The sequence below is a fragment of the Fulvimarina endophytica genome (assembly GCF_003403015.1).
GTDB classification, from domain to species: domain Bacteria; phylum Pseudomonadota; class Alphaproteobacteria; order Rhizobiales; family Rhizobiaceae; genus Fulvimarina; species Fulvimarina endophytica.
Genome location: NZ_QURL01000003.1, coordinates 353,192 through 376,391, shown reverse-complemented (window position 1 = coordinate 376,391; position 23,200 = coordinate 353,192). Strand labels below are relative to the sequence as shown.

The following is a 23,200-nucleotide window of genomic DNA, read 5'->3' as shown; positions in this document are numbered from 1 at the left end:
GGGCTGCTCCCATCGACATCTTGGCTTCGGCCTCTTCCCGAATGGCGTTCGCGACCGGGCCCACCGGTCTCATTGTCTAGAAACGCAAGCTGATGCCGGACCTGCGCAAAGGATCGAACCCTTAAAACTAGCGTTCAGTTTTCCACAGGCGATAGCATGTCGATCAGCGACAATTGCCGCACCACCGTGAAACGCGAGGTGAGCGCGGTCAGCCCGCCCACGAGAACGATGACGAAGGCGACGCCCAGATAGCCGCTCCAGCCGATCGCGAAGGAGCCGAAGAGCGCCGAGATCTGGTCGGCCTCGGGCCGGGCCTGATTGCTCTCGGTCCAAAGACCCATCATCCAGAACAGGACGACCGCCGCCGAGCCGCCGAACAGCGCGCCGATGAGACCCATGCGCAGGAAATGGGTCTGGAACTGGGCAGCGATGAATTCGGACCGCGCCCCGACGAAGTGCAGCACCTCGACGATCTGCTTGTTGCCGGCCATCGCGCCGCGCGTCGCAAAGACCACGGTCAGCGTGGTGGCGACGAGGACGAGGACGAGGACGCCGATGCCGGTGAGGATCATCGCGCTCGCCATGGCGACGAGGCGCGAGACCCAGGCCCGGTGATCGTCGAGCCGGGCCTCGGGCACCTCGCTCTGGAGCCGCGTGCGCAGGGCGTCGAAATCGGGCGGCGCGCCGGCATCGATCGAGACCACGACGAGGCGCGGCACGGGCAGTTCGTCGAGGGAGAGATCGCCGCCGAGCCAGGGCTCCAGAAGCCGGGAGGTGGCGCTGTCCGTCAGGCGCGCGGCCGCCGTCACGCCGGACGTGGCGCGGGCGACCTCCTCCACCGAGGAGAGCGCCGCATCCATGTCGAGCCCTTCGCGCGGGATGACCTGGACGGTGATCTCGCGCGAGATGTCGTTCTGCCATTCGGCGGCCGTCTTGGAGACGAGGCTGACCGCGCCGATGGTGAGGCTGGCGAGGAAGGTCATGATCGCGACGGTGATGACGAGCGCGCGTCCGGCCACGTTGCCGGGCGGCACGATCGGCGTCTGGCGCTCGCCCGCCCTCGCCTCGACGATCGTGCGGACCCGGTCGAAGGCCGGCTGGAAGCCCGAGGAAAAATCAGTCCTGGATGACAAGACGGCCCTCCCCGAGGACGAGGCGCCGTGCGCCGATCTGGTCCATCAGCCCGAAATCGTGGGTGGCGATGACGACGGCCGTTCCGGTGCGGTTGAGTTCGAGGAAGAGGCGCAGGAGCCGGCGCGCCATCGGCGGGTCCACATTGCCGGTCGGCTCGTCGGCAAGGAGGATGTCCGGCTGGTCGATGAGGGCGCGGGCGATCGCGGCGCGCTGCTTCTCGCCGCCCGACATGGTCGCCGGATAGGCGTTCATCCGCGCGCCGAGGCCCACCCATTCGATGAGATCGACGACGTCCTGGCGATAGCTCGCCTCCGAGCGTCCGCGCACGCGCAGCGGCAGGGCGACGTTCTCGAAGGTGGTCATGTGATCGAGGAGGCGGAAATCCTGGAAAACGACGCCGATCCGCCGGCGGATGGAGGGAAGGTCGCGGCGCGACAGGGTCGCGACGTCGCGGCCGAGCATGCTGATCGATCCGCGCGTCGGCTTCAGCGCGAGGAAGAGCATGCGCAGGAGGCTCGTCTTGCCCGCGCCGGAGGGGCCGGTGAGGAACTGGAACGACTGCTTGCGGATCTCGAAGTCGAGATCGCTCAGGATTTCCTCACCCGCATCGTAGCGCAAACCGACCTGATCGAACCTGATCACGAAATTCTCTGTCCCGAATTCGAATGGTGTCTTTCGCAAGGGTGGCGTGCCGCGAACGCCTCCGCCCCAAAAGCGGCGAAACTCCGGCGGGCCGCCACGCCCGCCCGTTCGCGGCCGGCCGGGCCGAACGCGAACTCAAGGCTCGGCGATCATCGACCCTTCACCCTGCGCGAGCCTCGCGCGAGGCTCGAATGATTGGTAAACGGGAAACCGAAACCATGACCGAGCCCCTTTCGAGGCATGATCGCAATGCATGAACGGAACAATCCGTCCGAGACATCCCGCCCCGCCGGACCGCAGGCAAGCGGGCCGCGTCGCCGCCCCCTGGTGATCGAGGGCAGCGCCCGCAGGCTCGGCGAAGGCGGCGACCGGCCGGTCTTTGCCGGCCAATCGGGGCATGGCGCCTCGGGGTATGGCTCATCTCGGCATGGCGTCACGGGGCACGGCGCGGGCCGGCGCAGCGGTCCCCATGGCGCCGCCCAGCCGCAGACGCAGACGCCCTCGCGACCGAATGCGCCTTTCGTGCAGGCCCCGGCGCGCTCGCATGTGCCCGGCGGCCATGCCCCCTCCTTCTTCAAGCGCCGCACGGAACCGGAGGTCGATCTCTTCCGCCATGGCGGGCCGCGCGCGAAGGATGCGGCCGAGGGGCCTGTTACCGAGCCCTCGAACCTGCCGCTCGCCATCGCGCTGGTCGCCGGGGTGATCTCGGCCTTTCTCTTCGTCCTGCCGAGCGTTTTCGGGCTGACCGGCGATGCGGCGACGCGGGCGCGCGAACCCCTGACGATCGAGACCGGGTCCGGCGACGGCCTGACCTTCGGCGATCTCGCCACCGAGATTTCGGCGCGCAACGGGGAACCCGTGCTCACCGTTTCGGGCCGGGTCTCCAACAGCTCGCCAGACGCGGTCCTCGCCCCGCCGATCGAGATCGTGCTTTCCGATCCGGCCGGCCGGCGCATCGTCCGCCGCCTCGACGTCGCCCGGCGGGCGGTCGGGGCGGGCGAGAGCCTTAGCTTCTCGTCCTCGGTCCTTCTTCCGGCCGTCGCGGCCCAAAATTTCGAGGTCTCGCTGCGGCCGGTGGGCGCGCAGGTGGCGAAATGATCGTTTCGGGTCAGCGGATCGAGGAGTTGTTCGGCGAGGCGGAGATCGCCCGCGAGGTCGAGCGCATCGCAAGGGAGATCGAGGCGGGCCTGCCGAAGGACGGCGCCGGCCTTCTCGTTCTCTGCGTGCTGAAGGGCGCCTTCGTCTTCACCGCCGATCTCATCCGCGCGCTCAGCCGCCTCGGCGTCTCGCCGGAGGTCGATTTCCTGTCGGTCTCGAGCTACGGCGCGGGCCGCACCAGCGGCGAGCTGCGCCTGACGCGCGATATCGAGGGATCGGTCGCCGGGCGCGATGTGGTGATCGTGGAGGATATCCTCGAGAGCGGGCGCACCCTCGCCTTCGCCGGGGACCTTGCCCGCACGCGCGGCGCGCGCTCGGTCCGCTCGGTGGTCCTCCTCGACAAGCGCGGCCATCGCAAGGCCGATATCGAGCCCGATCATCTCGGCTTCGTCTGCCCCGACAAGTTCGTGGCCGGCTACGGAATGGATGCCGGCTACAGGTTCCGCGAACTGCCCTTCGTCGGGGCCGTGACGGAGGATTGAGAGAGCCGCGCCATCACGGCGACGGGCGACAGGGGGCCGGAGCGGGCCGGACATCCGGCGGGGAAGTGCCCTTGGGTGAGCTTCGCTGTGCGTCCGACAAGGCCGCGCCGAATCCAGCCTCGCGCAAGTTCGGAGTGAAACTTTCGATCAAGGCTTTGGCTTTAGACCTTCAGAACAGGCGATGTTCGCTTGTGGGTCCGAGCGCCGGAGTGGGACGAGCTCCCGTCCCGACCACCCCCGCTTCCCGCGGGACGGACCCCGACAACGGGACCGATACGGTTCGAAGACGGATCAGGAGAGATCGGACATGGCGAAGATACTGGTTGCGGAAGACGAGCAGGCGGTGCGCCATCTCGTGTCCCGCGCCCTGCGCATGGACGGCCACGATGTCTGCGAAGCCGAGGACGGCGTCGAGGCGCTCGAGCTTCTGGAGGAAATGGACGGGCGGGTCGATCTCGTCCTGTCCGATATCCGCATGCCGGCCATGACCGGCATCGAGCTCGCCCACGAGACCGCGCGGCGCTGGCCGCAGATCAAGATCGTTCTGATGACCGGCTATGCCGAGCAGAAGGAAGCGGCCGAGAGTCTCGCGGCGGTGATCGAGGACGTGCTCGACAAGCCCTTCGCCATCCAGAGCGTGCGCACGCGCGTCAGCGAACTCGTGGCGGGCGGCCTCGATGCGCGCGGTCCCGGGCGGGCCTACGCCTGAGGGCGCGCCGCCCTTTTTTCCGAAGGTTTCGCGAGTGAGGTCAGGCCGGAGCGGTGCCGCCTATTGGGGCGGGCCCTCGTCGAAGCCCGTGAACACGGTGATCGTCTGGTCGCGCGGCGGCGCGAAGGCGATCCGCTCGTCGGTATAGCTGAAATTCTGGGCGTTGGTGCCCGAGGCCGTGGTCGGAACGCGGCCGAGATCGGAATAGATCACGTCGTCGCCGCGCAGGACGGCGATGCGCAGGGGAAGCTCCACCGCCCCGGGTCCGGCGGGGCCCGGCGCGATGCGCCCGCCCACATCCACCTTCATGCGGAACTGACCGTCGACGATACGGCAGGTGGCCTGGGCGCCGATGATGTTGGCGCTGTAGGCGAGCTGGCCGTCCACCTCCTTGTCGAGGATGTTGGTGCCGTCGCGCACCTGGACCTTGGGACAGGAGGGAGCGGGCTCGCCCAAGGCGGCAAAACTCGTATCCTGGTTGGCGGGCGGCGGCGGGGCGCCGAGGCTGGCCGCCGTTTCGTTCAGACCCTCGCCCTGGCCGGAGGAGGAACAGGCGGCGAGCATGGCGGCCATGCCGACGCCCGCCAGGGACAGATACGAGCGTTTCCGCTTACCATGGTTCATCGATCGGTTCTTCCCTTTCCCTTCCCCGAGGGTCTATACCCTTGTGCCAAGCCTGACATGAGCGCCCGGCGACGGACGTCAATCGCTGGCTTTGACGCCGCAACATGACATTGCCAAGGCAGGCAAGGCCTGAAGAGGCGTTTGCGCCGAACCTGCATGGGAGATCACGTGGAATATGTAAGTACGCGGGGAGATGCTCCCCGTCTCGGTTTCGCCGATACCTTGCTGGCGGGGCTGGCGAGCGATGGCGGGCTCTACGTGCCGACCGCATGGCCGCAGCTTCACCCGGAGACGATCCGCGGATTTCGCGGGGCTCCCTATGCCGACGTCGCCTTCGCGGTCCTCAGCCCCTTCGTCGGCGAGGACATTTCCGAAGCCGACCTGAAGCGCATGATCGACGAGGCCTATGCCACCTTCCCCCATCCGGCGGTGGCTCCTCTCGTCCAGATCGGGGCGAACCACTTCCTCCTCGAACTCTTCCACGGCCCGACGCTCGCCTTCAAGGACGTCGCCATGCAGCTCATCGCGCGGCTGATGGACCATGTCCTTTCGGAACGCGGCGAGCGCGCGACCATCGTCGGCGCGACCTCGGGCGATACCGGCGGCGCGGCGATCGCCGCCTTCGCGGCGAGCGAGCGGGCCGATCTCTTCATCCTGTTCCCCAAGGGCCGCGTCTCGCCGGTGCAGCAGCGCCAGATGACGACCTCCGGGGCGAAGAACGTGCACGCCGTCGCGGTGGAGGGCACCTTCGACGACTGCCAGGCTCTCGTGAAGGCCATGTTCAACGACCGGCGCTTCCGCGAGGAGGTCGGCCTGTCGGGCGTCAATTCGATCAACTGGGGCCGGATCATGGCCCAGATCGTCTATTACTTCACCGCCGCCGCCAGCCTCGGCGCGCCGGACCGCACGATCTCCTTCACCGTGCCGACCGGCAATTTCGGCGATATCTTCGCGGGCTTCGCGGCCAAGCGCATGGGCCTTCCCGTCGACCGGCTGATCGTCGCGACCAATGCCAACGACATCCTGGAGCGCACCCTGCGCACGGCGCGGTACGAGACCGACGGGGTCGTCGCCACCATGTCGCCCTCCATGGACATCCAGGTCTCCTCCAATTTCGAACGGCTCGTCTTCGAGGCGAGCGGACGGGACGCGGATCTCGTGCGCCGGCTGATGCAGCAGCTCTCCCAGAGCGGCTCCTTCACCTTGCCCGATCCCGTGATCGAGGCGATCCGCACCGAGTTCGACGCCGGACGCTGCGACGAGGCGCAGACCTCGACGGTGATCCGCGAGGTGCTGGAAGACTGCGCCTATCTCCTCGACCCGCACACGGCCGTCGGCGTCCACGTGGCCGAGGAGCGCATGGGCGCATCGCCGATGGTCACCCTGTCGACGGCCCATCCGGCGAAGTTTCCCGATGCGGTCGAGAAGGCCTGCGGCAGGTCTCCCGCCCTTCCGCCCAGCCACGGGGACCTGATGCAGAAGCGCGAGACCTTCGACGGCCTTCCCAACGATCTCGGCGCGCTGCAGGACTTCGTGCGCGAACGCTCGCGCGCGGGCTCCAAGGCCGGCGAGGCGGTGCGATGACCCGGAACCTCACCCGCCTCGACAACGGCGTCACGGTCATCACCGACCGCATGGACAATCTCGAAAGCGCCGCGCTCGGCTTCTGGGTGAAGTCGGGCGCGCGCGACGAGGAGGAGAACGAGCACGGCATCGCCCATCTCCTCGAGCACATGGCCTTCAAGGGCACCGACCGGCGCAGCGCCCGGGGTATTGCCGAGGAGATCGAGAACGTGGGCGGCGAACTCAACGCCGGCACCAGCGTCGAATCTACCTCCTATTATGCCCGCGTCCTCAAGGCCGACGTGCCGCTCGCGATCGACATTCTCGGCGACATCCTCCTCAATTCGCGCTTCGATCCGGCCGAGCTGGAGCGCGAGCAGCACGTGATCCTGCAGGAGATCGGCGCGGCCGAGGACACGCCCGACGACATCGTCTTCGATCATTTCCAGGAGACCGCCTTCGGCAACCAGGTCCTCGGACGCCCGATCCTCGGCACGCGCGAGAGCGTCACCGGCTTCACCTCCGACGACCTCAGATCCTATCTGAAGCGGCAATACGGTCCGGACCGGATCGTGGTCTCGGCGGCCGGTGCCGTCGACCACGACGCGGTGAGCGCCCAGGTCGAGGCGCTCTTTGCCGGCAGGTCGCACGAGATCGTCGCCTCCCCCGCCGCATCCGGCGCATCCGAGCGCCGTCCGGCCACCTATACGGGCGGCGAGTTCCGCGAGAACCGCGACCTCGCCGATGCCCAGCTCGTCCTCGGCTTCGAGGGCCGGCCCTATTACAAGCGCGATTTCTACGCCTCCCAGGTCCTCTCCATGGTTCTGGGCGGCGGCATGTCCTCGCGCCTCTTCCAGGAGGTGCGCGAGAAGCGCGGCCTCTGCTACTCGATCTACGCCTTCCACTGGAGCTTCTCCGATTCCGGCCTGTTCGGCATCCATGCCGCGACCGGCGAGGACGAGCTTGCCGAACTCGGCGAGACGATCGTCCAGGAACTCGGACGGGCCTGCGAGGCGATCGGCGAGGACGAGGTGCGCCGGGCGCGCGCCCAGATGCGCTCCAGCCTGATGATGGGCCAGGAAAGCCCGTCCATGCGGGCCGGCCAGATGGCGCGCCAGCTGATGTTCAACGGGTCGATCATCACCAATGAGGAGCTGATCGAGCGCATCGAGGCGATCGATGCCGGCCGCCTGAAGGATCTGGCCGGCCGTCTCTTCGTCGACGGCGTCCCGACCCTTGCCGCCATCGGAAAGCTCGACAAGCTCGCCGGCGCCGACGCGCTCGTCTCGCCCCTTGCGGGCGCCGGCGACCAGCGACCGCGCCTTGCGGGCCTCGCCTGAGGCAGGGCGCGTCGTGCATCTCCTCGATTCCCTGGTCAGGCCCCGGTCTCCGGTCCTGATCGGGGAGCGCGTCCTGTTGCGGATGCCGAAGCGCGCAGACTACGAGGCCTGGGCGAGCCTTCGCGGCGAGAGCCAGGGCTTCCTGCGCCCCTGGGAGCCGGAATGGACCGCGGACGAGCTGTCGCTGAGGGCCTACCGGGCGCGGCTGCGGCGCTATTACGGCGATGTGCACCAGCGCAGCGGATGGACGTTCTTCGTGTTCGACCGCGAGGGGAGCGTGCTGATGGGCGGGTTGACGCTCGGCCAGATTCGGCGTGGAGTCGCCCAGGTCGCCACGCTCGGCTACTGGATGGGCGAACGATTCGCCGGCCAGGGCCTGATGCGCGAGGCGGTGACGGAGGTGACCCGCTTCGCCTTCGCCAGCGAGAGCCTGCACCGGGTCGAGGCCACCTGCCTGCCCTCCAACGGGCGCTCGGTGGCGCTTTTGAAGCGTTGCGGCTTTTCCCGCGAGGGTCGGCTGCGGCGATATCTGAAGATCGCCGGAACCTGGGAAGATCATGACCTCTACGCGCTGCTTGCCGAAGAATGGCCGTGATCGGACGCGACAGACGGGACAGACACGAGATGAGAGCATCGAGTACGCCGTGCCGGCTTCACCAGACCCTGCCATGACCGCCGGCGCACGCAGAGACGGAGCGGCGCTGATCCTTGCCGGATCGAACGCCTCTCTTCGCCGCGCCGTCCTCTTCGTCTTCGCCCTTCTGTCGGCGCTCGTCTTTCTCGCGCCGTCCGCCCGCGCGCTCGACGTCGTCGCCGTCTCGCCCAACGAGGCGGTGATCAACCTGCAGCCGGCGATGGAGATCCACCGCAATGCCGGACGCAATTTCCAGGTCTCGGCGGTTCCCGGCCCAGAAGGCATCGTGCGGCGCATCGAGATCGATGCGACGAGCCCGGACTCGAACGGCGACTGGGCCGTCTTCGCGCTCACCAACGAGAGCGACGAGCAGATCGACCGGCTGATCGTCGCCCCCCATTTCAAGCTCGCAGGATCGGGCGTCCTGTCGCCCGATCTCGGCTCCCAGCGCATTGCCGCCATCACGCCGAGCCAGGGCTTCGCGCTCGAACGCCAGCCTTCCAGCGAGGCCGACGAATTCCTCGTCACGCTCGATCCGGGCGCAATCGTGACCTTCGTCGCCGAACTCTCGGCCGAGCGCCTGCCCGATGTCAGGCTCTGGGAGCCGGCCACCTATCGCGAGAACGTCAACGCCTTCACCCTCTATCGCGGCATCGTGCTCGGCATCGCCGGCCTCCTCGCCGTCTTCCTGACGATTCTCTTCGTCATCAAGGGATCGGCGATGTTCCCGGCCGCCGCCGCCCTCTCCTGGTCGGTGCTCGCCTATATCTGCATCGACTTCCAGTTCTGGGAAAAGCTCATTCCCTTCGCACCGGGCCAGGAGCCGGTCTGGCGGGCGGGGGTCGAGGTGTCCTTCCTCTTCACCCTCCTCCTCTTCCTGTGCGCCTATCTCACCCTCAATCGCTGGCACGGCTATCTGACGATCGTCTCCAGCCTCGTTCTGGCGGCCGCCGCCGCGCTCGGCGTCTACGTGCTCTTCGATCCGGTGAGCGCCGCCGGCATCGCGCGCCTGTCGATCGGCGCGACGGCCGCGCTCGGCCTCGCCGCGATCCTCACCTTGAGCTTCAAGCGCTTCGACCGGGCGGTGATGCTGCTGCCCACCTGGCTCCTCCTCATCGTCTGGGTCTGGGCCGCCTGGCTCACGGTCACCGGCCGGGTCTCCAACGACATCATCCAGCCGGCGCTCGGCGGCGGCCTCGTCCTCATCGTGCTCCTCATCGGCTTCACCGTCATGCAGCACGGCTTTGCCGGCGGAACGCTCGCCGAAGGCCTCGTCTCCGATCTGGAGCGCCGCTCCCTCGCCTTGTCGGGTTCGGGCGATGCGATCTTCGACTGGGACATTCCCCGCGACCGCATCTTCATCGATTCGGACGGGGACATGCTGTCCGCTCTTCCTGTGGAGAAGATGAACGGGCCGGCGCGCAACTGGCTGCCGATTCTTCATCCCGACGACCGCGACCGCTTCAAGCTCACCCTCGACACCATCCTGGAACATCGGCGCGGCCGCATGCATCAGGACTTCCGGGTGCGCGATGCCGACGGCCACTATCACTGGCTGGCGCTGCGGGCCCGGCCGATGCTGGGGACCGACGGCGAGGTGATGCGCTGCGTCGGCACGCTGAAGGACGTGACGGCCGCCAAGAAGGCCGAGGACCGGCTGTTGCAGGATGCCCTCGTCGATCAGCTCACCGGACTTCCCAACCGGGAGGTGTTCATGGACCGGCTGGAGGCGGTCAACCGCCTCGCCGCCGATTGCCAGGAGGTCCAGCCGACGGTCTTCGTCATCGACATCGACCGGTTCAAGCAGGTCAACGACGATTTCGGACTTGCCACCGGCGACACGATCCTGCTCACCCTCGGGCGGCGCCTGAAGCGGGTGCTGAAGGCGCAGGACACCCTCGCCCGGCTTTCTGGCGACCAGTTCGGCGCGATCCTCCTCTCCGAGACGACGGCCGACGGCGTGGCGGCGGCGGCCGAGCGCATGCGCGAGGCGCTGTCGGCCCCGATCGGCTTTGCCGACCGCGACATCGTGCTCACGGGCTCGATCGGTCTCACCGGCTGGTCCGCGGACCAGACGGCGCCGGAAGCGGTGATGGAGGCCGATCTCGCAATGCATCAGGCCAAGCGGATGGGCGGCGACCGGATCGAGCCCTTCCGCCCGTCCTACAAGGCCATCGGCTCCTCGCGCATCGCGCTGGAGACCGATCTCAGGCGCGCCTTCGATCGGCACGAGCTGACGCTCGCCTTCCAGCCGATCATCGCGCTGGAGGACGGCCGGATCGCCGGTTTCGAAGCGCTGATCCGCTGGGATCATCCAAGGCGCGGCAAGATCTCGCCGAACGAGTTCGTGCCCCTCGCCGAGCGCTCCGGGCTCATCATCCAGATCGGCCAGTTCGCCCTCGAGGAAGCCGCCAAGCGCCTCAGCGACTGGCACCGGGTGACCGGCGACACCTCGCTCTTCATGTCGGTCAACGTGTCGAGCCGCCAGCTCATCACCCAGGACCTGATCTCGGACGTCGAAACGGTGCTGACGCGCTACCGCCTGCCGCCGGCTTCGCTGAAGCTGGAGATGACCGAGTCCCTCGTGATGGACAATCCCGAGCTCTCGGCCCAGCTCCTCGCCCGGATCGTCGAACTCGGCGTCGGCCTGTCGCTCGACGATTTCGGCACGGGCTATTCCTCCCTCGCCTATCTGATGCGCTTCCCCTTCGACACGCTGAAGATCGACCAGTCCTTCCTCAGGCACAACGCCCAGCCCCAGCGGCCGGTGATCCTGAAGAGCATCGTGACGATGGCCCAGGATCTCGGCCTGAGGATCGTCGCGGAGGGCATCGAGAGCCGGGACGATGCCGCGAGCCTGCGCGAGATGGGCTGCGATTTCGGGCAGAGCTTCCTGTTCTCCAAGCCCCTCAATCAGGAAGAGGCGCGCCAGGCGCTTCTAGCAAAGGACTCAGGCCTGAAGCGCACCGCGTAAGGGGGTGCGTAAGGGGTGTGGAAGCGCGGCGGGAGACGGCGCGTCGGCGAAGGGGACGAGAGAGGCGGGCGCACGGCCCGCGGCCCCCGTCTCGGCCCTTGGCCGTCTCCCATGGCTCCTCCCCCTCCCGGGTCAGGCGTGGCCGGCCTCTGCATTGAGGAAGGCCTGGTTGATGCCGAGGAGAGCCAGCGCCTGCTCGTATTTTTCCGAAAGATCGGCGGAGAAGACGATCGAGAGATCGGCCTTGCAGGTGAGCCAGCCGTTCTGGGCGATCTCCTCCTCCAATTGTCCGGGCGCCCATCCCGAATAGCCGAGCGCCATGATCGCCGTGCGCGGTCCCACCCCTTGCGAGATCGCGCGCAGGATATCCGTCGTCGGCGTCAGCGCCACGTCCTCGTCGACGGCGACGGTGGATTCGGAATCGTAATCGGCCGAATGGAGGACGAAGCCCCGACTCTGCTCCACCGGCCCGCCCCGGCAGACCGAGACCGACAGGGCGCTCGAAGGCGCGCGGATATCGCTCTCGCTCTCGACGATGCCGAGCTGGGTGAGGAGTTCGGTGAAGCTCGTCGGCTGCGGCTTGTTGATGATGAAGCCCATCGCGCCGTTGGGCGAATGGGCGCACAGATAGATGACCGTCCGCTCGAACGGCTCTCCCTCGATCCCCGGCATGGCGATGAGGAAATGGCCTTCGAGGGAGGTTGCGGTCTCGCTGATGCTGACTTTCGAGGGCACGCGGCTCGTCTCCGGTGAAGGCGCGATGCTGCCGGGACAGGGAGGGACCGGACGGACGACATCACGCGTCGAAACAGGTGCTTCGGGCGGCGGCGCTCGGGTCTGGCCCGTGCCGCGCCTTCGGCTTGGGTCTTCCTAAGGTGACATCGCGGCCATGGTTTTGCCAGTCCGCAAATCGCCCGAGCGAGGTCACGTCATGGCGCGCGGCGCTCGCGTCCCCGGCGCGCGCGATGGCGCATGGCCCCGCGAAGGCCTTCGGGGCCGGCATTCCCGCCCGCCACCGCAGCGGAGCCGCGACCTCGATCCCGCGACATCCGGTACGACATCGAGGAACCGGGGCCATGTTTCGGTCCGATAGGTCGGGCAGAAGCGGGGCGGCACGCCGAGAGGATCACGATCATGTTCGCCACGCTTTCACGCAGACCCGCAAGCCTCGCGCTCCTTGCCGTAAGCCTCTCCATCCTAGGCCCGGCAGGTCTCGCGTCGAAGGCCCTCGCCTTCGGCCCCGAAAGCGCGAGCCCGGTCGCCGATCTGCGGCTGATTGCGTCCGAACCCGGTCCCGGCGGCAGAATCGAGGGCGTCTTACGGATCGATCTCGAAGAGGGCTGGAAGACGTACTGGCTCGATCCGGGCCCTTCCGGCATTCCGCCCCGGATCGACGTTGCGGCGGGACCGGATGCCGGGACAACGACGCTTTTCGCCCCGATCCCCCATCGCTTCGGCGAGGATCTGGCGCGGGCCAACGGCTATGACGCGGATGTGGACCTGCCCTTCGTGCTCGAACCCCGGACGGCGAAGACGGGCGAGAAGGCCGATCAGGGGCCGGTGACGGCGGAGGTCTTCATCGGCGTGTGCAGGGAGATCTGCGTGCCGGTGCAGGCGAGCCTTAAAGCCGAGAGCGGCGAAAATGGAGACGGGGACGGGGACGGGGCGATCGCTGCGGCGTTCGAGCGGCTGCCCGTGCCGCTTTCGCCCGGAACCGTCACAGCGCGGATCGAGGGCGACAGCCTTCTCGTCGGCCTTTCGGGGACGCGAAGCGTCAGCGACGCCTTCGTCCTCGGGCCGAAGGGCTGGTATTTCGGCGAGCCCGGCGAGCCGAGCCGCAGCGCGGGCCAGACGGTCTTCCGCGTGCCGATCGAGGAACGCCCGAAGGCGAAGGCGAAGGCGGACGCCGGTCCCGGCGACGCGCTCCCGCTGGAGGTCCTGTTCGCGGACGGGGGCAAGGGGCTGAGCGCGACAGTCGAGGCGCGCTGACGCTTCGCACCGGCCCCGGTCTTCGCGCCATCAGTTGCGGCAGGAAGACGCCCGAGCTTCAGCCCCGGCGCTTCTTCTTGAACGGCTCCATGCCGTCATTGGCCAGCTGGTCGGCGCGCTCGTTGCCCTCGTGACCCGCATGGCCCTTCACCCAGTGGAAGGTGACGTCGTGGCGCTGGCGCTCGGTATCGAGGCGCTGCCAGAGTTCGGCATTCTTCACCGGCTTCTTGTCGGCGGTCTTCCAGCCGTTCTTCTTCCAGCCGTGGATCCACTTGGTGATGCCGTCGCGCATATAGGCCGAGTCCGAATGCAGATCGACGGCGCAGGGGCGCTTGAGGGCCGAGAGGGCCTCGATGGCGGCAAGCAGTTCCATCCGGTTGTTGGTGGTGTTGTCCTCGCCGCCCTTCAGCTCCTTGCTGTTCTCGCCGAAGCGCAACAGGACGCCCCAGCCGCCCGGCCCCGGATTTCCCGAGCAGGCGCCGTCGGTATAGATCTCGACCCGCTTTTCTTCGCTCAACCCGTCTCTCCGATCGCCGTGTAGCCGTATTCGCCCGCGCTCGCCACGGTGCGGTGGAAGCGCAGCTTGCGCAGGTATTCGCGCGGGTCCTTCTTGGTGACGAAGCTGCCGTCCGGCACCGTCAGCCAGTCGTAGAGCCGCGTCAGGAGGAAGCGCATGGCCGCGCCCCGGCACAGGAGCGGCAGCGCCGCGACCTCGGCCTCCTCCAGGGGGCGCACCGACTGGTAGCCGGACAGAAGCGCCGCGCCCTTGGTGAGGTTGAAGCTGCCATCGGGCTCGAAGCACCAGGCGCAGAGCGTGATGGCGATGTCGTAGGCGAGGAGATCGTTGCAGGCGAAGTAAAAGTCGATGATCCCCGACAGGTCGCCGGCAAGGAAGAACACGTTGTCGGTGAAGAGATCGGCATGGATGACGCCCGCCGGAAGCCCCGTCGGCCAGCGGGCCTCAAGATGGTCGAGTTCGGAAAGGATCTCCCTCGAAAGACCGGCCTCTACCGTGTCGACGCGGTCCGGACAGGACTGAAACAGCGGGCGCCATGTCGGCATGGAGAGCCCGTTCGCCCGGTGCATCGGAAAGCCCTGCCCGATCGCGTGGAGCCTTGCCATCGCCTCGCCGACCGCGCGGCAATGGGCCGGCATCGGGCGCCGGGCCCCCATGCCTTCGAGGAAGGTGAAGATCGCGGCGGGCCGTCCGGCGAGTTCGCCGAGCGTCTCCCCGTCGCGCCGGGTCACCGGCAGGGGGCAGGACAGGCCGTGGCCGGCCAGATACTGCATCAGCCCCAGGAAATAGGGCAGGTCCCCGGCATTCACCCGCTTCTCGTAGAGCGTCAGGATGAAGGTGCCGCCGGTCGTGCGCAGGAGGAAATTCGAATTCTCGACCCCTTCCGCGATTCCCTTGTAGGAAAGCACCTGGCCGATATCGTAGCCGGCCATGAATTCGAAGAGTTCGGTTTCACCGACCTCGGTATAGACGGCCATGATGTCCTCGCCTCACGCAGGGCCGTTGACGAAGGCCATGTCCGCCGGCGTCAGCGGCGTGTCGCGCAGGGCCCGCATCACCGGGAAGAGCTCGTTCTCCTCCGCCGTCTGGACGATTTCCAGATCGACATCGAAGCCCTGGCGCGCCTTCTCGATGATCGCATCGATCAGGATGTCAGGGGCGGACGCCCCGGCCGAGAGGGCAAGGCGCGCGCCGTCGGCGATCTCGCCCCAGGGAATGTCCCGCTCGCTCTCGACCAGGATCGCGTCCTTCGCGCCGAAGCGCTTGGCGACCTCGACGAGGCGCTTGGAATTGGAAGAGTTGGGCGCGCCGACGACGACGAAGAGATCGGTGCCCTCCGCCGCGACCTTCACCGCGTCCTGACGGTTGGTCGTCGCATAGCAGATGCTCTCGGAGGAGGGCGCGGAGAGCTCCGGGAACTTCGCCATCAGCGCGTTCACCACGCCCGCCGTGTCGTCCACCGAAAGCGTCGTCTGCGTGATGAAACCGAGGGCGGAGGCATCGGCCGGCTCGAAGGCCGCGACGTCCTCCTCGGTCTCGATCAGCGTCACCGAGCCCTCGGGAAGCTGGCCGAGTGTGCCGACGACCTCCGGGTGCCCGGCATGGCCGATGAGAAGCACGTGGCGGCCGAGCTTGACGTGGCGCAGGCCCTGCTTGTGCACCTTGGAGACGAGGGGGCAGGTGGCGTCGAGATAGAACATGTCCCGCGCTTCCGCCCGGGCCGGCACCGATTTCGGCACGCCATGGGCGGAAAAGACCACCGGCTGGCCGTCGTCGGGCACCTCGGTCAGTTCCTTCACGAAGACCGCGCCCATGTCGCGCAGCCCGTCCACCACATATTTGTTGTGCACGATCTCGTGGCGCACATAGACCGGCGCGCCGTATTTCTTGAGGGCGAGGACCACGATCTGGATCGCGCGGTCGACGCCGGCGCAGAAGCCGCGCGGCTCGCACAGCTTCAGCGTAAGGCGCGGCTTGGCCTCGACGGGTGCGGAAACGGATGCGGGGTCCGTTGCGGGGGCGGTGCTATCGGTCAGGGTCATGGCGCGAATGAAGGCATGAGACCTCCCCCTGTCAAGCGCGCGGTCCGCGCGCGCCGCGCAGCGCCCGGACCTGACGGCCGACGAGCAGTCCGGTCATGACCACGAGCACGCAGCCGATGCCGTACCAGGTCAGCGCGTATTGCAGGTGGTTGTTCGGGATCGAGACGATGGTCTGGCCGCCCACGGGCAGCTGGCGCGATGTGGGATCGCGGTCCGCATCGACGAAGAAGGGGACGAGTTCGACCTCCGAGCCGAGGGAAAGTCCCTCGGACATGGCCGCGAGATCCCGCCAGAAGAAGGTGTCCTTCTCCGGATCGTTGTCCGGGACGAAGTAGCCGGGCTTCTCGGTGGGTGCGTTGCGGGCCACCCCTTCGATCCTCACCTCCCCTTCCGGCTGGCTGCCCGGCCGCGTCGACGGGTCGCGCGCCTCGTAGGGCACGAAGCCGCGATTGACGAAGACGATGTGACGGTCGGGCGTCAGGAGCGGCGTATAGACGTTCCAGCCGGTCTGGCCGTCGAAGGTGGAGAAGAAGAAGCGCTCGCCCTCGTTGAGGAAGCGGCCCTCGATCGTGATCGGCTGGTAGTCCACGTCGCCGGTCTCGGCGTAATCGGCGAGCGCTTTATCCAGCGAGACGGGGGCAGCCCCCATGCGCGCGTCGATCCGCTCGATCAGCGCCGTCTTCCACTGGAGGCGCTCGGCCTGCCAGGTGCCGAGGCCGAACAGGATGACGATGCCGACGAGGCAGAGGACGAGGGCGATGGTGAACTTGACGCGGCCCATGGGCTCGGGCCGGCGCGCCTCTGCCAGCGCCTCCTCACCGGCCGCGCTCATCGATCGTCGCTCGTGCGCGAAGAGGGCGAATCGATCGGCTCGCCCGCCTTGCCGGGCGCATGCGAGGCGCCGCGATCGGCCGGGGTCTCGATCCGTCCCTCGCGGGCGCGGTTGGCATAAGTGAGCGTCAGGGTGACACCTTTCAGGAGCCGCATCAGCGGCAAAGTGAGGATCACCGCGAGCGGCAGCCAGATGAGGAAATGGACGTAGAGCGGCGGCTCCATCGCCACCTGCAGCCAGAGAGCGAGGCCGCAGACGAGGAAGCCGATGATCAGGATGACGAAGACGACCGGACCGTCGCCCGTATCGGCGAAGCCGTAATCGAGGCCGCAGACATCGCAGGATCTGGCGGGCTTCAGGAAGCCGGCGAAGAGCCGGCCCTCGCCGCAATGGGGACAGCGGCCCGCAAGGCCCGCCCGGACCGGATCTGGCTCGCTGCGGCCTGTCTCGCTCATGGTCTCGTCCTTTTTCTTGCGGGTCCGCAAACCAAAGGGGCGGGCCTTTCGGACCCGCCCCTTCTCAAACCTGTTGCCGGCGGCCCTGATCAGGCCGCGTAGAAGGGTGCACCCCAGCCGCCCCACACATAGATGGAGAAGAAGAGGAAGAGCCAGACCACGTCGACGAAGTGCCAGTACCAGGCGGCCGCCTCGAAGCCGAAATGCTTCTGGGGCGTGAACTGGCCGGCCATCGCCCGGATGAGGCAGACGATCAGGAAGATCGTGCCGACGAGGACGTGGAAGCCATGGAAACCCGTCGCCATGAAGAAGGTCGAGCCGTAGATCGAGCCCGAGAAGGCGAAGGGGGCATGCATGTATTCGAAATACTGCACGTAGCTGAACAGGACGCCGAGGGCGACCGTGAGCGCCAGACCCGCCTTCAGGCCCTTGCGATCACCGTGGAGCAGCGCGTGATGGGCCCAGGTGACGGTGGTGCCGGACAGGAGCAGGATGATCGTGTTGAAGAGCGGCAGATGCAGCGGGTCGAGAACCTCGATGCCGACCGGCGGCCACTGGCCCCCGAGCACCTCGGTGCGCGATGCCTGGATCGCCTCGTTGGGGAAGAGGCTCGCATCGAAGAAGGCCCAGAACCAGGCGACAAAGAACATCACCTCGGAGGCGATGAACATGATGATGCCGTAGCGCAGGTGCATCGACACGACGCGCGTGTGCTTGCCCTCCAGGCTCTCGCGAACGGCGTCCGACCACCAAGCATACATCGTGTAGAGAACGATCGCGAGACCGAGGACGAAGATCCACGGCGTCGCGAGATTGATGCCGAACAGGTTGAAGTCCTGGGAGCCGGTCCAGCGGAACAGCGCGACCGCTCCGAACAGCATGACGAACGCGCCCACGGAACCGATGAACGGCCAGGGGCTCGGGTCCACCATATGATAGTCATGCTTGGCGTGCGCGTCAGCCATTCCGCCTCTCCCCATTCTCGGCGCCGGCCCCGTCCTGTCGGGATCCGGCGGCTTCGGCCTGTCGATCGTCCGGCGAGCGCGCCGTCGCGCCCTCCGTCCGGGTGGTCATGTTCATAAAGCGCCTTGGCCCGCTTCGGAAGTGTCCGTTTGGGCAGCACGCGCGATTTCGTCCGGATCGTCGATCGGGAAGAAGGTGTAGGACAGCGTGATCGCATATCCGTTCTTCAGCTCCTCCGCCTCGCGGATGTCCGGATCGACGAAGAAGGTGATCGGCATGTCGACGCTTTCGCCCGGCTGGAGCACCTGCTCGTCGAAGCAGAAGCATGCGATCTTGTTGAAGTAGATGCCGGCGGCGTCGGGCGTCACGTTGAACAGCGCCTGCCCGACGATGGGCTTGTCCGAATTGTTGACGGCCCGGTAGGAGGTCTCGGAGGTCTCGCCGAGGCGCACGGTGATCGCGCGGTCGTTCGGGCGGAAGGTCCAGGGCAGGCCCTTGGCGACATTGCCGTCGAAGCGCACCGTGATGGTCTCGTCGCTTGCCTGAAGCGTGTTGGCCTCGGCGCGCTGGGTCGTGCCGCCATAGCCGGTGACCTGGCAGAAGAGCTGGTAGAGGGGCACGGAGGCGTAGGCCGCGCCCACCATGCCGAAGATAAAGGCGGTGCAGGAGGCCGCGATGATGCGGTTGCGGCGGCGGGCGGCGGGCTGATCCGCCTTCGCCGGCACTGTTCCGCGCTCGTGGTTCGGCTTGGCTTCGTTCATCACGACCCCATCTTGATCAGCGAGACGACGTAGAAGACGCCGACGAGGACGAGGAGCGTCAGCGCGATCGCGATCGAGCGCTTGCGCCTCGCCTTCTCCTCGGCCGGCGTGAGCTTGACCGTTTCGGGCTTGTCCTTCTCGCTCAAGCCACAGCTCCGATCAGGCCGGTCACCGTGGTCTCGGCGAGGAGCGTGACGAAGAGGCCGAAGAGATAGAGGATCGAGAAGCCGAAGAGCTTCTTGGCCGGGATCATCCGCTCGTCGCCATCGGCCATCTTCAGGACGCCGTAGGCGTGCTTCAGGAACAGGGCGCCGAGGACGATGGAGACGGCGCCGTAGACCGGACCCGCGAAGCCCATGACGAAGGGCAGGATCGCCACCGGGACGAGGACCAGCGAATAGGCGAAGATCTGGCGGCGGGTGGAGGCTTCACCGGCGACATTGGGCAGCATCGGCACGCCGACCTTGCCGTATTCCTTCATCTTGAAGAGCGCGAGCGCCCAGAAATGGGGCGGCGTCCACAGGAAGATGATGGCGAAGAGCACGAAGCTCTCGATCGAGACGCTGCCCGTCACGGCCGCCCAGCCGATCATGGGCGGGAAGGCGCCGGCGGCGCCGCCGATGACGATGTTCTGCGGCGTCGAGCGCTTGAGGCCCATGGAATAGACGACGACGTAGAAGAAGATGGTGAAGGCGAGGAAGCCGGCCGCGAACCAGTTGGAGACGAGGCCGAGGGTCATGACCGAGAGGATCGACAGGAGGATGCCGAAGCCGAGGGCGGCATCCGGCTCCACGCGGCCCGAGGGAATCGGCCGGGTGCGGGTGCGCTCCATGTTCTGATCGATGTCGGCGTCGTACCACATGTTGAGCGCGCCCGAGGCGCCGGCACCGACCGCGATCGCGACGATCGAGATGATCGCGAGGAAGGGATTGATCGACCCAGGGGCGAGCGCCATGCCGCACACGGCCGTCAGCACCACGAGCTGCATCACCCGCGGCTTCAGGAGCGCGAAGAAATCCTTCGGCTCGGCCATGGAGATGGCGGGCGCTGGGGAGAGGGTGCTGGTCTCGATCGTCGACAAGGGCGGAAATCCCGAGGTTCGTGGCAATGGCGACGTGGCACCGGCGTCGTGCGGTTCACGTCCTGGCGATGGCGCCCGGGCGATCCTTGCGTCCCGCGACCCCGCCCGAGCCGATGCTATGGGACGGGGAGAAGCGGGGATCATGGCCGGTGGGCGGCTTCATCGGTGAGGGCCCGGCCGCTACCGGCCGGGCCCTCCAATGGCGGGAAAGCGTCGTCTGCGCTGCGGGTCAGCTGACCCGCGGCAGCTCTTCCCACTGGTGGTAGGGCGGCGGCGAGGAGAGCTTCCACTCGAGGGTGGTCGCGCCTGCGCCCCATGGGCTCTCGCCTGCGACCCGCTTGCGGGCGAAGGCTTCCCAGACGCCGTAGAGGAAGACCAGGACGGCGATGCCGGAGAGGTAGGACCCCATCGAGGAGACGAAGTTCCAGCCGGCGAAGGCGTCCGGATAGTCCACGTAGCGGCGCGGCATGCCGGCGGCGCCGAGGAAGTGCTGCGGGAAGAACAGGATGTTGACGCCGACGAAGGTCATCCAGAAGTGAACCTTGCCGATCGTCTCGTTATACATGTAGCCGGTCATCTTCGGGAACCAGTAGTACCAGCCCGCGAAGATGGCGAAGACGGCGCCGAGCGACAGCACGTAGTGGAAGTGGGCCACCACGTAATAGGTGTCGTGCAGCACGCGGTCGAGGCCGGCATTGGCGAGCTTGACGCCCGTCACGCCGCCGACGGTGAACAGGAAGATGAACCCGATCGCCCACAGCATCGGCGTCTTGAAGGTGATCGAGCCGTGCCACATCGTGGCGATCCAGGAGAAGATCTTGATGCCGGTCGGCACCGCGATGACCATGGTCGCGAACACGAAGTAGCGCTGGGTGTTGAGCGAGATGCCCGAGGTGTACATGTGGTGCGCCCACACGACGAAGCCGACGACACCGATCGCCACCATGGCATAGGCCATTCCGAGATAGCCGAAGACCGGCTTGCGCGAGAAGGTGGAGACGATGTGGCTGACGATGCCGAAGGCCGGCAGGATCAGGATGTAGACTTCCGGATGGCCGAAGAACCAGAACAGGTGCTGGTAGAGGATCGGGTCGCCGCCGCCGGCCGGATCGAAGAAGGTCGTTCCGAAATTGCGGTCGGTGAGGAGCATGGTGATCGCACCGGCGAGGACCGGCAGCGACAGGAGAAGCAGGAACGCGGTGACGAGCTGCGACCAGACGAAGAGCGGCATCTTGTGCAGCGTCATGCCCGGAGCGCGCATGTTGAGGATCGTCGTGATCAGGTTGATCGCGCCGAGCAGCGAGGAGACGCCGGCAAGGTGGAGCGCGAAGATCGCGAGATCCACGGCCGGTCCCGGATGGCCGGTGGTCGACAGCGGCGGATACATGGTCCAGCCGGTGCCCGCACCGTTGGAGCCCGGCGCACCCTCGACGAAGAGCGAGGCGATGAGCAGCAGGAAGGACGGCGGCAGCAGCCAGAACGCGATGTTGTTGACGCGCGGGAAGGCCGTATCGGGCGCGCCGATCATGATCGGCACGAAATAGTTGCCGAAGCCGCCGATGAGGGCGGGCATGACCACGAAGAAGATCATGATCAGGCCGTGGCCCGTGGTGAAGACGTTGTAGATCTGCGGATCGGAGAAGATCTGCAGACCCGGCTCCTGCAATTCGGCGCGCATGGCGACCGAAAGAGCGCCGCCGACGATGCCGGCGAAGATCGAGAAGATCAGGTAGAGGACGCCGATGTCCTTGTTATTCGTCGAATAGACCCAACGAACCCACTTCGAAGAAGGGGTATGATCGTCATGGTCGTGAGTGGCTCCATATGCCATCGTGATGAGATCTCCCTGAACCTTGGGGGTTCGTTAGCGTGACGCGACCGAGGTCCCGGACCGGGCGGTCTCGAGAGCGGCGTTCAACTGTTCGTTCGCCGCCGAGACGTCGTCCTGGGCGGCCTGATACCAGGCGTCGTACTGTTCCCTGGAGACCGCGCGAACCGCGATGGGCATGTTCGAATGGGCGGTTCCGCACAGCTCGGAGCACTGACCGTAGAAGATGCCTTCGCGATTGGCCTCGAACCAGTATTCGTTGAGACGGCCCGGCACCGCGTCGACCTTCACGCCGAGCGAGGGGACGGCGAAGGAATGAATGACGTCCGCCGCGGTGGAGATGACGCGCACCACGGTATCGACCGGGACGACCACCTCGTTGTCGACCGCGAGAAGACGCGGATAGACCTCGAGATCGCCCTTCTCGGCATGGGCCTCGTCCTGGGCCTCGACCGTATCGGTGAGCTGGCCGATCGGATAGGAGGCGAAGGAGACGGTCGCGGCCGGATCCTCGGCGGTCTCGAGCGGCTGATACTCGTATTCCCAGTACCACTGATAGCCGGTCGCCTTGACGGTGAGCTCGGGCTCGCGCGGCGGATTGTACTGGTTGGTGAGGAGCTGGAAGGAGGGAATCGCCAGAAGCAGGAGCACGATCACCGGCGCCAGCGTCCAGATCACCTCGATCGTGGTGTTGTGGGCGGTGCGCGACGGGTTCGGATTGGCCGCGGCCCGGTAGCGGAACACGCACCAGGCCAGAAGCCCGGCGACGAAGATCGTGATCGGCACGATGAAGAAGAGCGAATAGTCGCTGAACCAGTGGATCTGCTCTTCGATCGGCGAATAGGCCGTCTGCAGACCGAGCTGCCACGGATGCGGCTTGCCGATGACGGTTTCGCCGGCTTCCTGGGCAAGCACCGCCCCTGTTCCGGCCAGCAATGCTCCGACCGTCAAGCTCCAAGCTTTCACGCTGTTCCTCCTTATCCGGCCGTATCGGGCCGGGCAGCCACTCGAACCTTCCGGTCGGATCGATGCGGCTCAGGCGTGGAGGGGACGATGGCTCGTCCGGCAAGCGCGCAAGGCAAACCCGACCAGTTGGATTGAGCGCTTGAACCATGAAAACTCGAAACCCGCAACACCTCGGGAGCCGCTTTCCGTGCGACATAGACCCGCGCGAAGACCCCGCGCGCCTGCCTGTGGGACGGCTTCGACGGACGCCCCCGCGGCGGGCTCGAAGGACGTTTCCGCCCGGCGACAAGGGCCCCGATCGCCGGCCTGGAGAGCGGTGCGCGGACCGGGAGCGCCGCCGTCGGACCCCGGTGCCGCAGGGCGCGGCGCATGGGTCTTCGACCAATGGACGACGCGTTCGGGCGCGCTTCGCCTCCGTGTCAGGATGGGGCCATGTTCATGCCGCATGTTTGATGGAACGCAGGCGCTCACGCACGAAGGCATACGCCGTTCGCCCCGCGCTTCCA

The 23,200-nt window shown here is 67.1% G+C and carries 23 protein-coding genes; 8 read left to right on the top strand and 15 right to left on the bottom strand.

The genetic code is table 11. From position 1 onward, the window contains the following. Positions 1–134 precede the first annotated feature (134 nt). A complete protein-coding gene (locus DYI37_RS08245) occupies positions 135–1,133 on the bottom strand; it encodes a cell division protein FtsX (protein ID WP_199520111.1) in 999 nt (332 codons plus the stop codon). Further along, positions 1,117–1,776 (bottom strand): cell division ATP-binding protein FtsE, encoded by a 660-nt coding sequence (gene ftsE / locus DYI37_RS08240; protein WP_116682727.1) that lies wholly within the window; start codon positions 1,774–1,776, stop codon positions 1,117–1,119. The genes DYI37_RS08245 and ftsE overlap by 17 nt, the downstream gene beginning before the upstream one ends. A gap of 240 nt (positions 1,777–2,016) precedes the next feature. Between ftsE and DYI37_RS08235 the strand changes: the two genes are divergently transcribed. The 3 genes from DYI37_RS08235 (at position 2,017) to DYI37_RS08225 (ending at position 4,125) form a co-directional block, all read left to right on the top strand. Then, on the top strand, positions 2,017–2,874 hold the full coding sequence (locus DYI37_RS08235; RefSeq protein WP_116682726.1) for a hypothetical protein: 858 nt from the start codon (positions 2,017–2,019) through the stop codon (positions 2,872–2,874). Further along, entirely contained in the window at positions 2,871–3,416 is a 546-nt protein-coding gene (gene hpt / locus DYI37_RS08230) for a hypoxanthine phosphoribosyltransferase (protein WP_116682725.1), read from the top strand. Before DYI37_RS08235 ends, hpt begins: the two co-directional genes overlap by 4 nt. Positions 3,417–3,723: 307 nt before the next feature. Beyond that, positions 3,724–4,125, top strand: coding sequence for a response regulator (locus DYI37_RS08225; protein WP_116682724.1), 402 nt, complete (start codon positions 3,724–3,726; stop codon positions 4,123–4,125). Between the two features lie 60 nt (positions 4,126–4,185). Here the strand turns inward: DYI37_RS08225 and DYI37_RS08220 are convergent, their stop codons facing one another. Further along, entirely contained in the window at positions 4,186–4,749 is a 564-nt protein-coding gene (locus tag DYI37_RS08220; protein ID WP_116682723.1) for a hypothetical protein, read from the bottom strand. A gap of 156 nt (positions 4,750–4,905) precedes the next feature. Here DYI37_RS08220 and thrC point away from each other — a divergent pair, with 156 nt between their 5' ends. From thrC to DYI37_RS08200, 4 genes are all read left to right on the top strand, one after another. Next, positions 4,906–6,333: a threonine synthase gene (gene thrC, locus DYI37_RS08215; protein ID WP_199520110.1), complete on the top strand. Its 1,428-nt coding sequence runs from the start codon at positions 4,906–4,908 to the stop codon at positions 6,331–6,333. Continuing rightward, positions 6,330–7,652 carry a M16 family metallopeptidase gene (locus tag DYI37_RS08210; RefSeq protein WP_116682722.1) on the top strand — a complete coding sequence of 441 codons (1,323 nt, stop codon included), beginning with the start codon at positions 6,330–6,332 and terminating at the stop codon, positions 7,650–7,652. The genes thrC and DYI37_RS08210 overlap by 4 nt, the downstream gene beginning before the upstream one ends. A gap of 82 nt (positions 7,653–7,734) precedes the next feature. Continuing rightward, positions 7,735–8,247 carry a GNAT family N-acetyltransferase gene (locus DYI37_RS08205; RefSeq protein WP_199520109.1) on the top strand — a complete coding sequence of 171 codons (513 nt, stop codon included), beginning with the start codon at positions 7,735–7,737 and terminating at the stop codon, positions 8,245–8,247. Between the two features lie 73 nt (positions 8,248–8,320). Next, entirely contained in the window at positions 8,321–11,260 is a 2,940-nt protein-coding gene (locus tag DYI37_RS08200) for a putative bifunctional diguanylate cyclase/phosphodiesterase (protein ID WP_116682721.1), read from the top strand. A gap of 132 nt (positions 11,261–11,392) precedes the next feature. Here DYI37_RS08200 and DYI37_RS08195 read toward each other — a convergent pair whose 3' ends face one another. Beyond that, on the bottom strand, positions 11,393–11,995 hold the full coding sequence (locus DYI37_RS08195) for a YqgE/AlgH family protein (RefSeq protein WP_116682720.1): 603 nt from the start codon (positions 11,993–11,995) through the stop codon (positions 11,393–11,395). A gap of 399 nt (positions 11,996–12,394) precedes the next feature. Between DYI37_RS08195 and DYI37_RS08190 the strand changes: the two genes are divergently transcribed. Continuing rightward, positions 12,395–13,249, top strand: coding sequence for a protein-disulfide reductase DsbD domain-containing protein (locus DYI37_RS08190; protein WP_158555115.1), 855 nt, complete (start codon positions 12,395–12,397; stop codon positions 13,247–13,249). 58 nt (positions 13,250–13,307) lie between these two features. Here DYI37_RS08190 and rnhA read toward each other — a convergent pair whose 3' ends face one another. From rnhA to coxB, 11 genes are all read right to left on the bottom strand, one after another. Further along, positions 13,308–13,766, bottom strand: a complete 459-nt coding sequence (rnhA, locus tag DYI37_RS08185) for a ribonuclease HI (RefSeq protein WP_116682718.1) — start codon at positions 13,764–13,766, stop codon at positions 13,308–13,310. Then, positions 13,763–14,743: a homoserine kinase gene (locus DYI37_RS08180; RefSeq protein WP_116682717.1), complete on the bottom strand. Its 981-nt coding sequence runs from the start codon at positions 14,741–14,743 to the stop codon at positions 13,763–13,765. Before DYI37_RS08180 ends, rnhA begins: the two co-directional genes overlap by 4 nt. Before the next feature lie 12 nt (positions 14,744–14,755). Continuing rightward, on the bottom strand, positions 14,756–15,808 hold the full coding sequence (gene ispH / locus DYI37_RS08175) for a 4-hydroxy-3-methylbut-2-enyl diphosphate reductase (protein ID WP_116682716.1): 1,053 nt from the start codon (positions 15,806–15,808) through the stop codon (positions 14,756–14,758). A 31-nt stretch (positions 15,809–15,839) separates the two neighbouring features. Continuing rightward, complete coding sequence (locus DYI37_RS08170; protein ID WP_116682715.1) at positions 15,840–16,640, bottom strand: SURF1 family protein; 801 nt, start codon at positions 16,638–16,640, stop codon at positions 15,840–15,842. Then, a complete protein-coding gene (locus tag DYI37_RS08165) occupies positions 16,637–17,095 on the bottom strand; it encodes a DUF983 domain-containing protein (protein WP_116682976.1) in 459 nt (152 codons plus the stop codon). The genes DYI37_RS08170 and DYI37_RS08165 overlap by 4 nt, the downstream gene beginning before the upstream one ends. A gap of 89 nt (positions 17,096–17,184) precedes the next feature. Beyond that, on the bottom strand, positions 17,185–18,060 hold the full coding sequence (locus tag DYI37_RS08160) for a cytochrome c oxidase subunit 3 (RefSeq protein WP_116682714.1): 876 nt from the start codon (positions 18,058–18,060) through the stop codon (positions 17,185–17,187). A 111-nt stretch (positions 18,061–18,171) separates the two neighbouring features. Then, positions 18,172–18,819 carry a cytochrome c oxidase assembly protein gene (locus DYI37_RS08155; RefSeq protein WP_116682713.1) on the bottom strand — a complete coding sequence of 216 codons (648 nt, stop codon included), beginning with the start codon at positions 18,817–18,819 and terminating at the stop codon, positions 18,172–18,174. Beyond that, complete coding sequence (locus DYI37_RS08150; RefSeq protein WP_116682712.1) at positions 18,819–18,965, bottom strand: protoheme IX farnesyltransferase; 147 nt, start codon at positions 18,963–18,965, stop codon at positions 18,819–18,821. Before DYI37_RS08150 ends, DYI37_RS08155 begins: the two co-directional genes overlap by 1 nt. Continuing rightward, entirely contained in the window at positions 18,962–19,852 is an 891-nt protein-coding gene (locus tag DYI37_RS08145) for a heme o synthase (protein WP_425365037.1), read from the bottom strand. The genes DYI37_RS08150 and DYI37_RS08145 overlap by 4 nt, the downstream gene beginning before the upstream one ends. 277 nt (positions 19,853–20,129) lie before the next feature. Next, on the bottom strand, positions 20,130–21,731 hold the full coding sequence (gene ctaD / locus DYI37_RS08140) for a cytochrome c oxidase subunit I (protein ID WP_116682710.1): 1,602 nt from the start codon (positions 21,729–21,731) through the stop codon (positions 20,130–20,132). Between the two features lie 33 nt (positions 21,732–21,764). Continuing rightward, positions 21,765–22,694 (bottom strand): cytochrome c oxidase subunit II, encoded by a 930-nt coding sequence (coxB, locus tag DYI37_RS08135; protein WP_116682709.1) that lies wholly within the window; start codon positions 22,692–22,694, stop codon positions 21,765–21,767. Positions 22,695–23,200 lie beyond the last annotated feature (506 nt).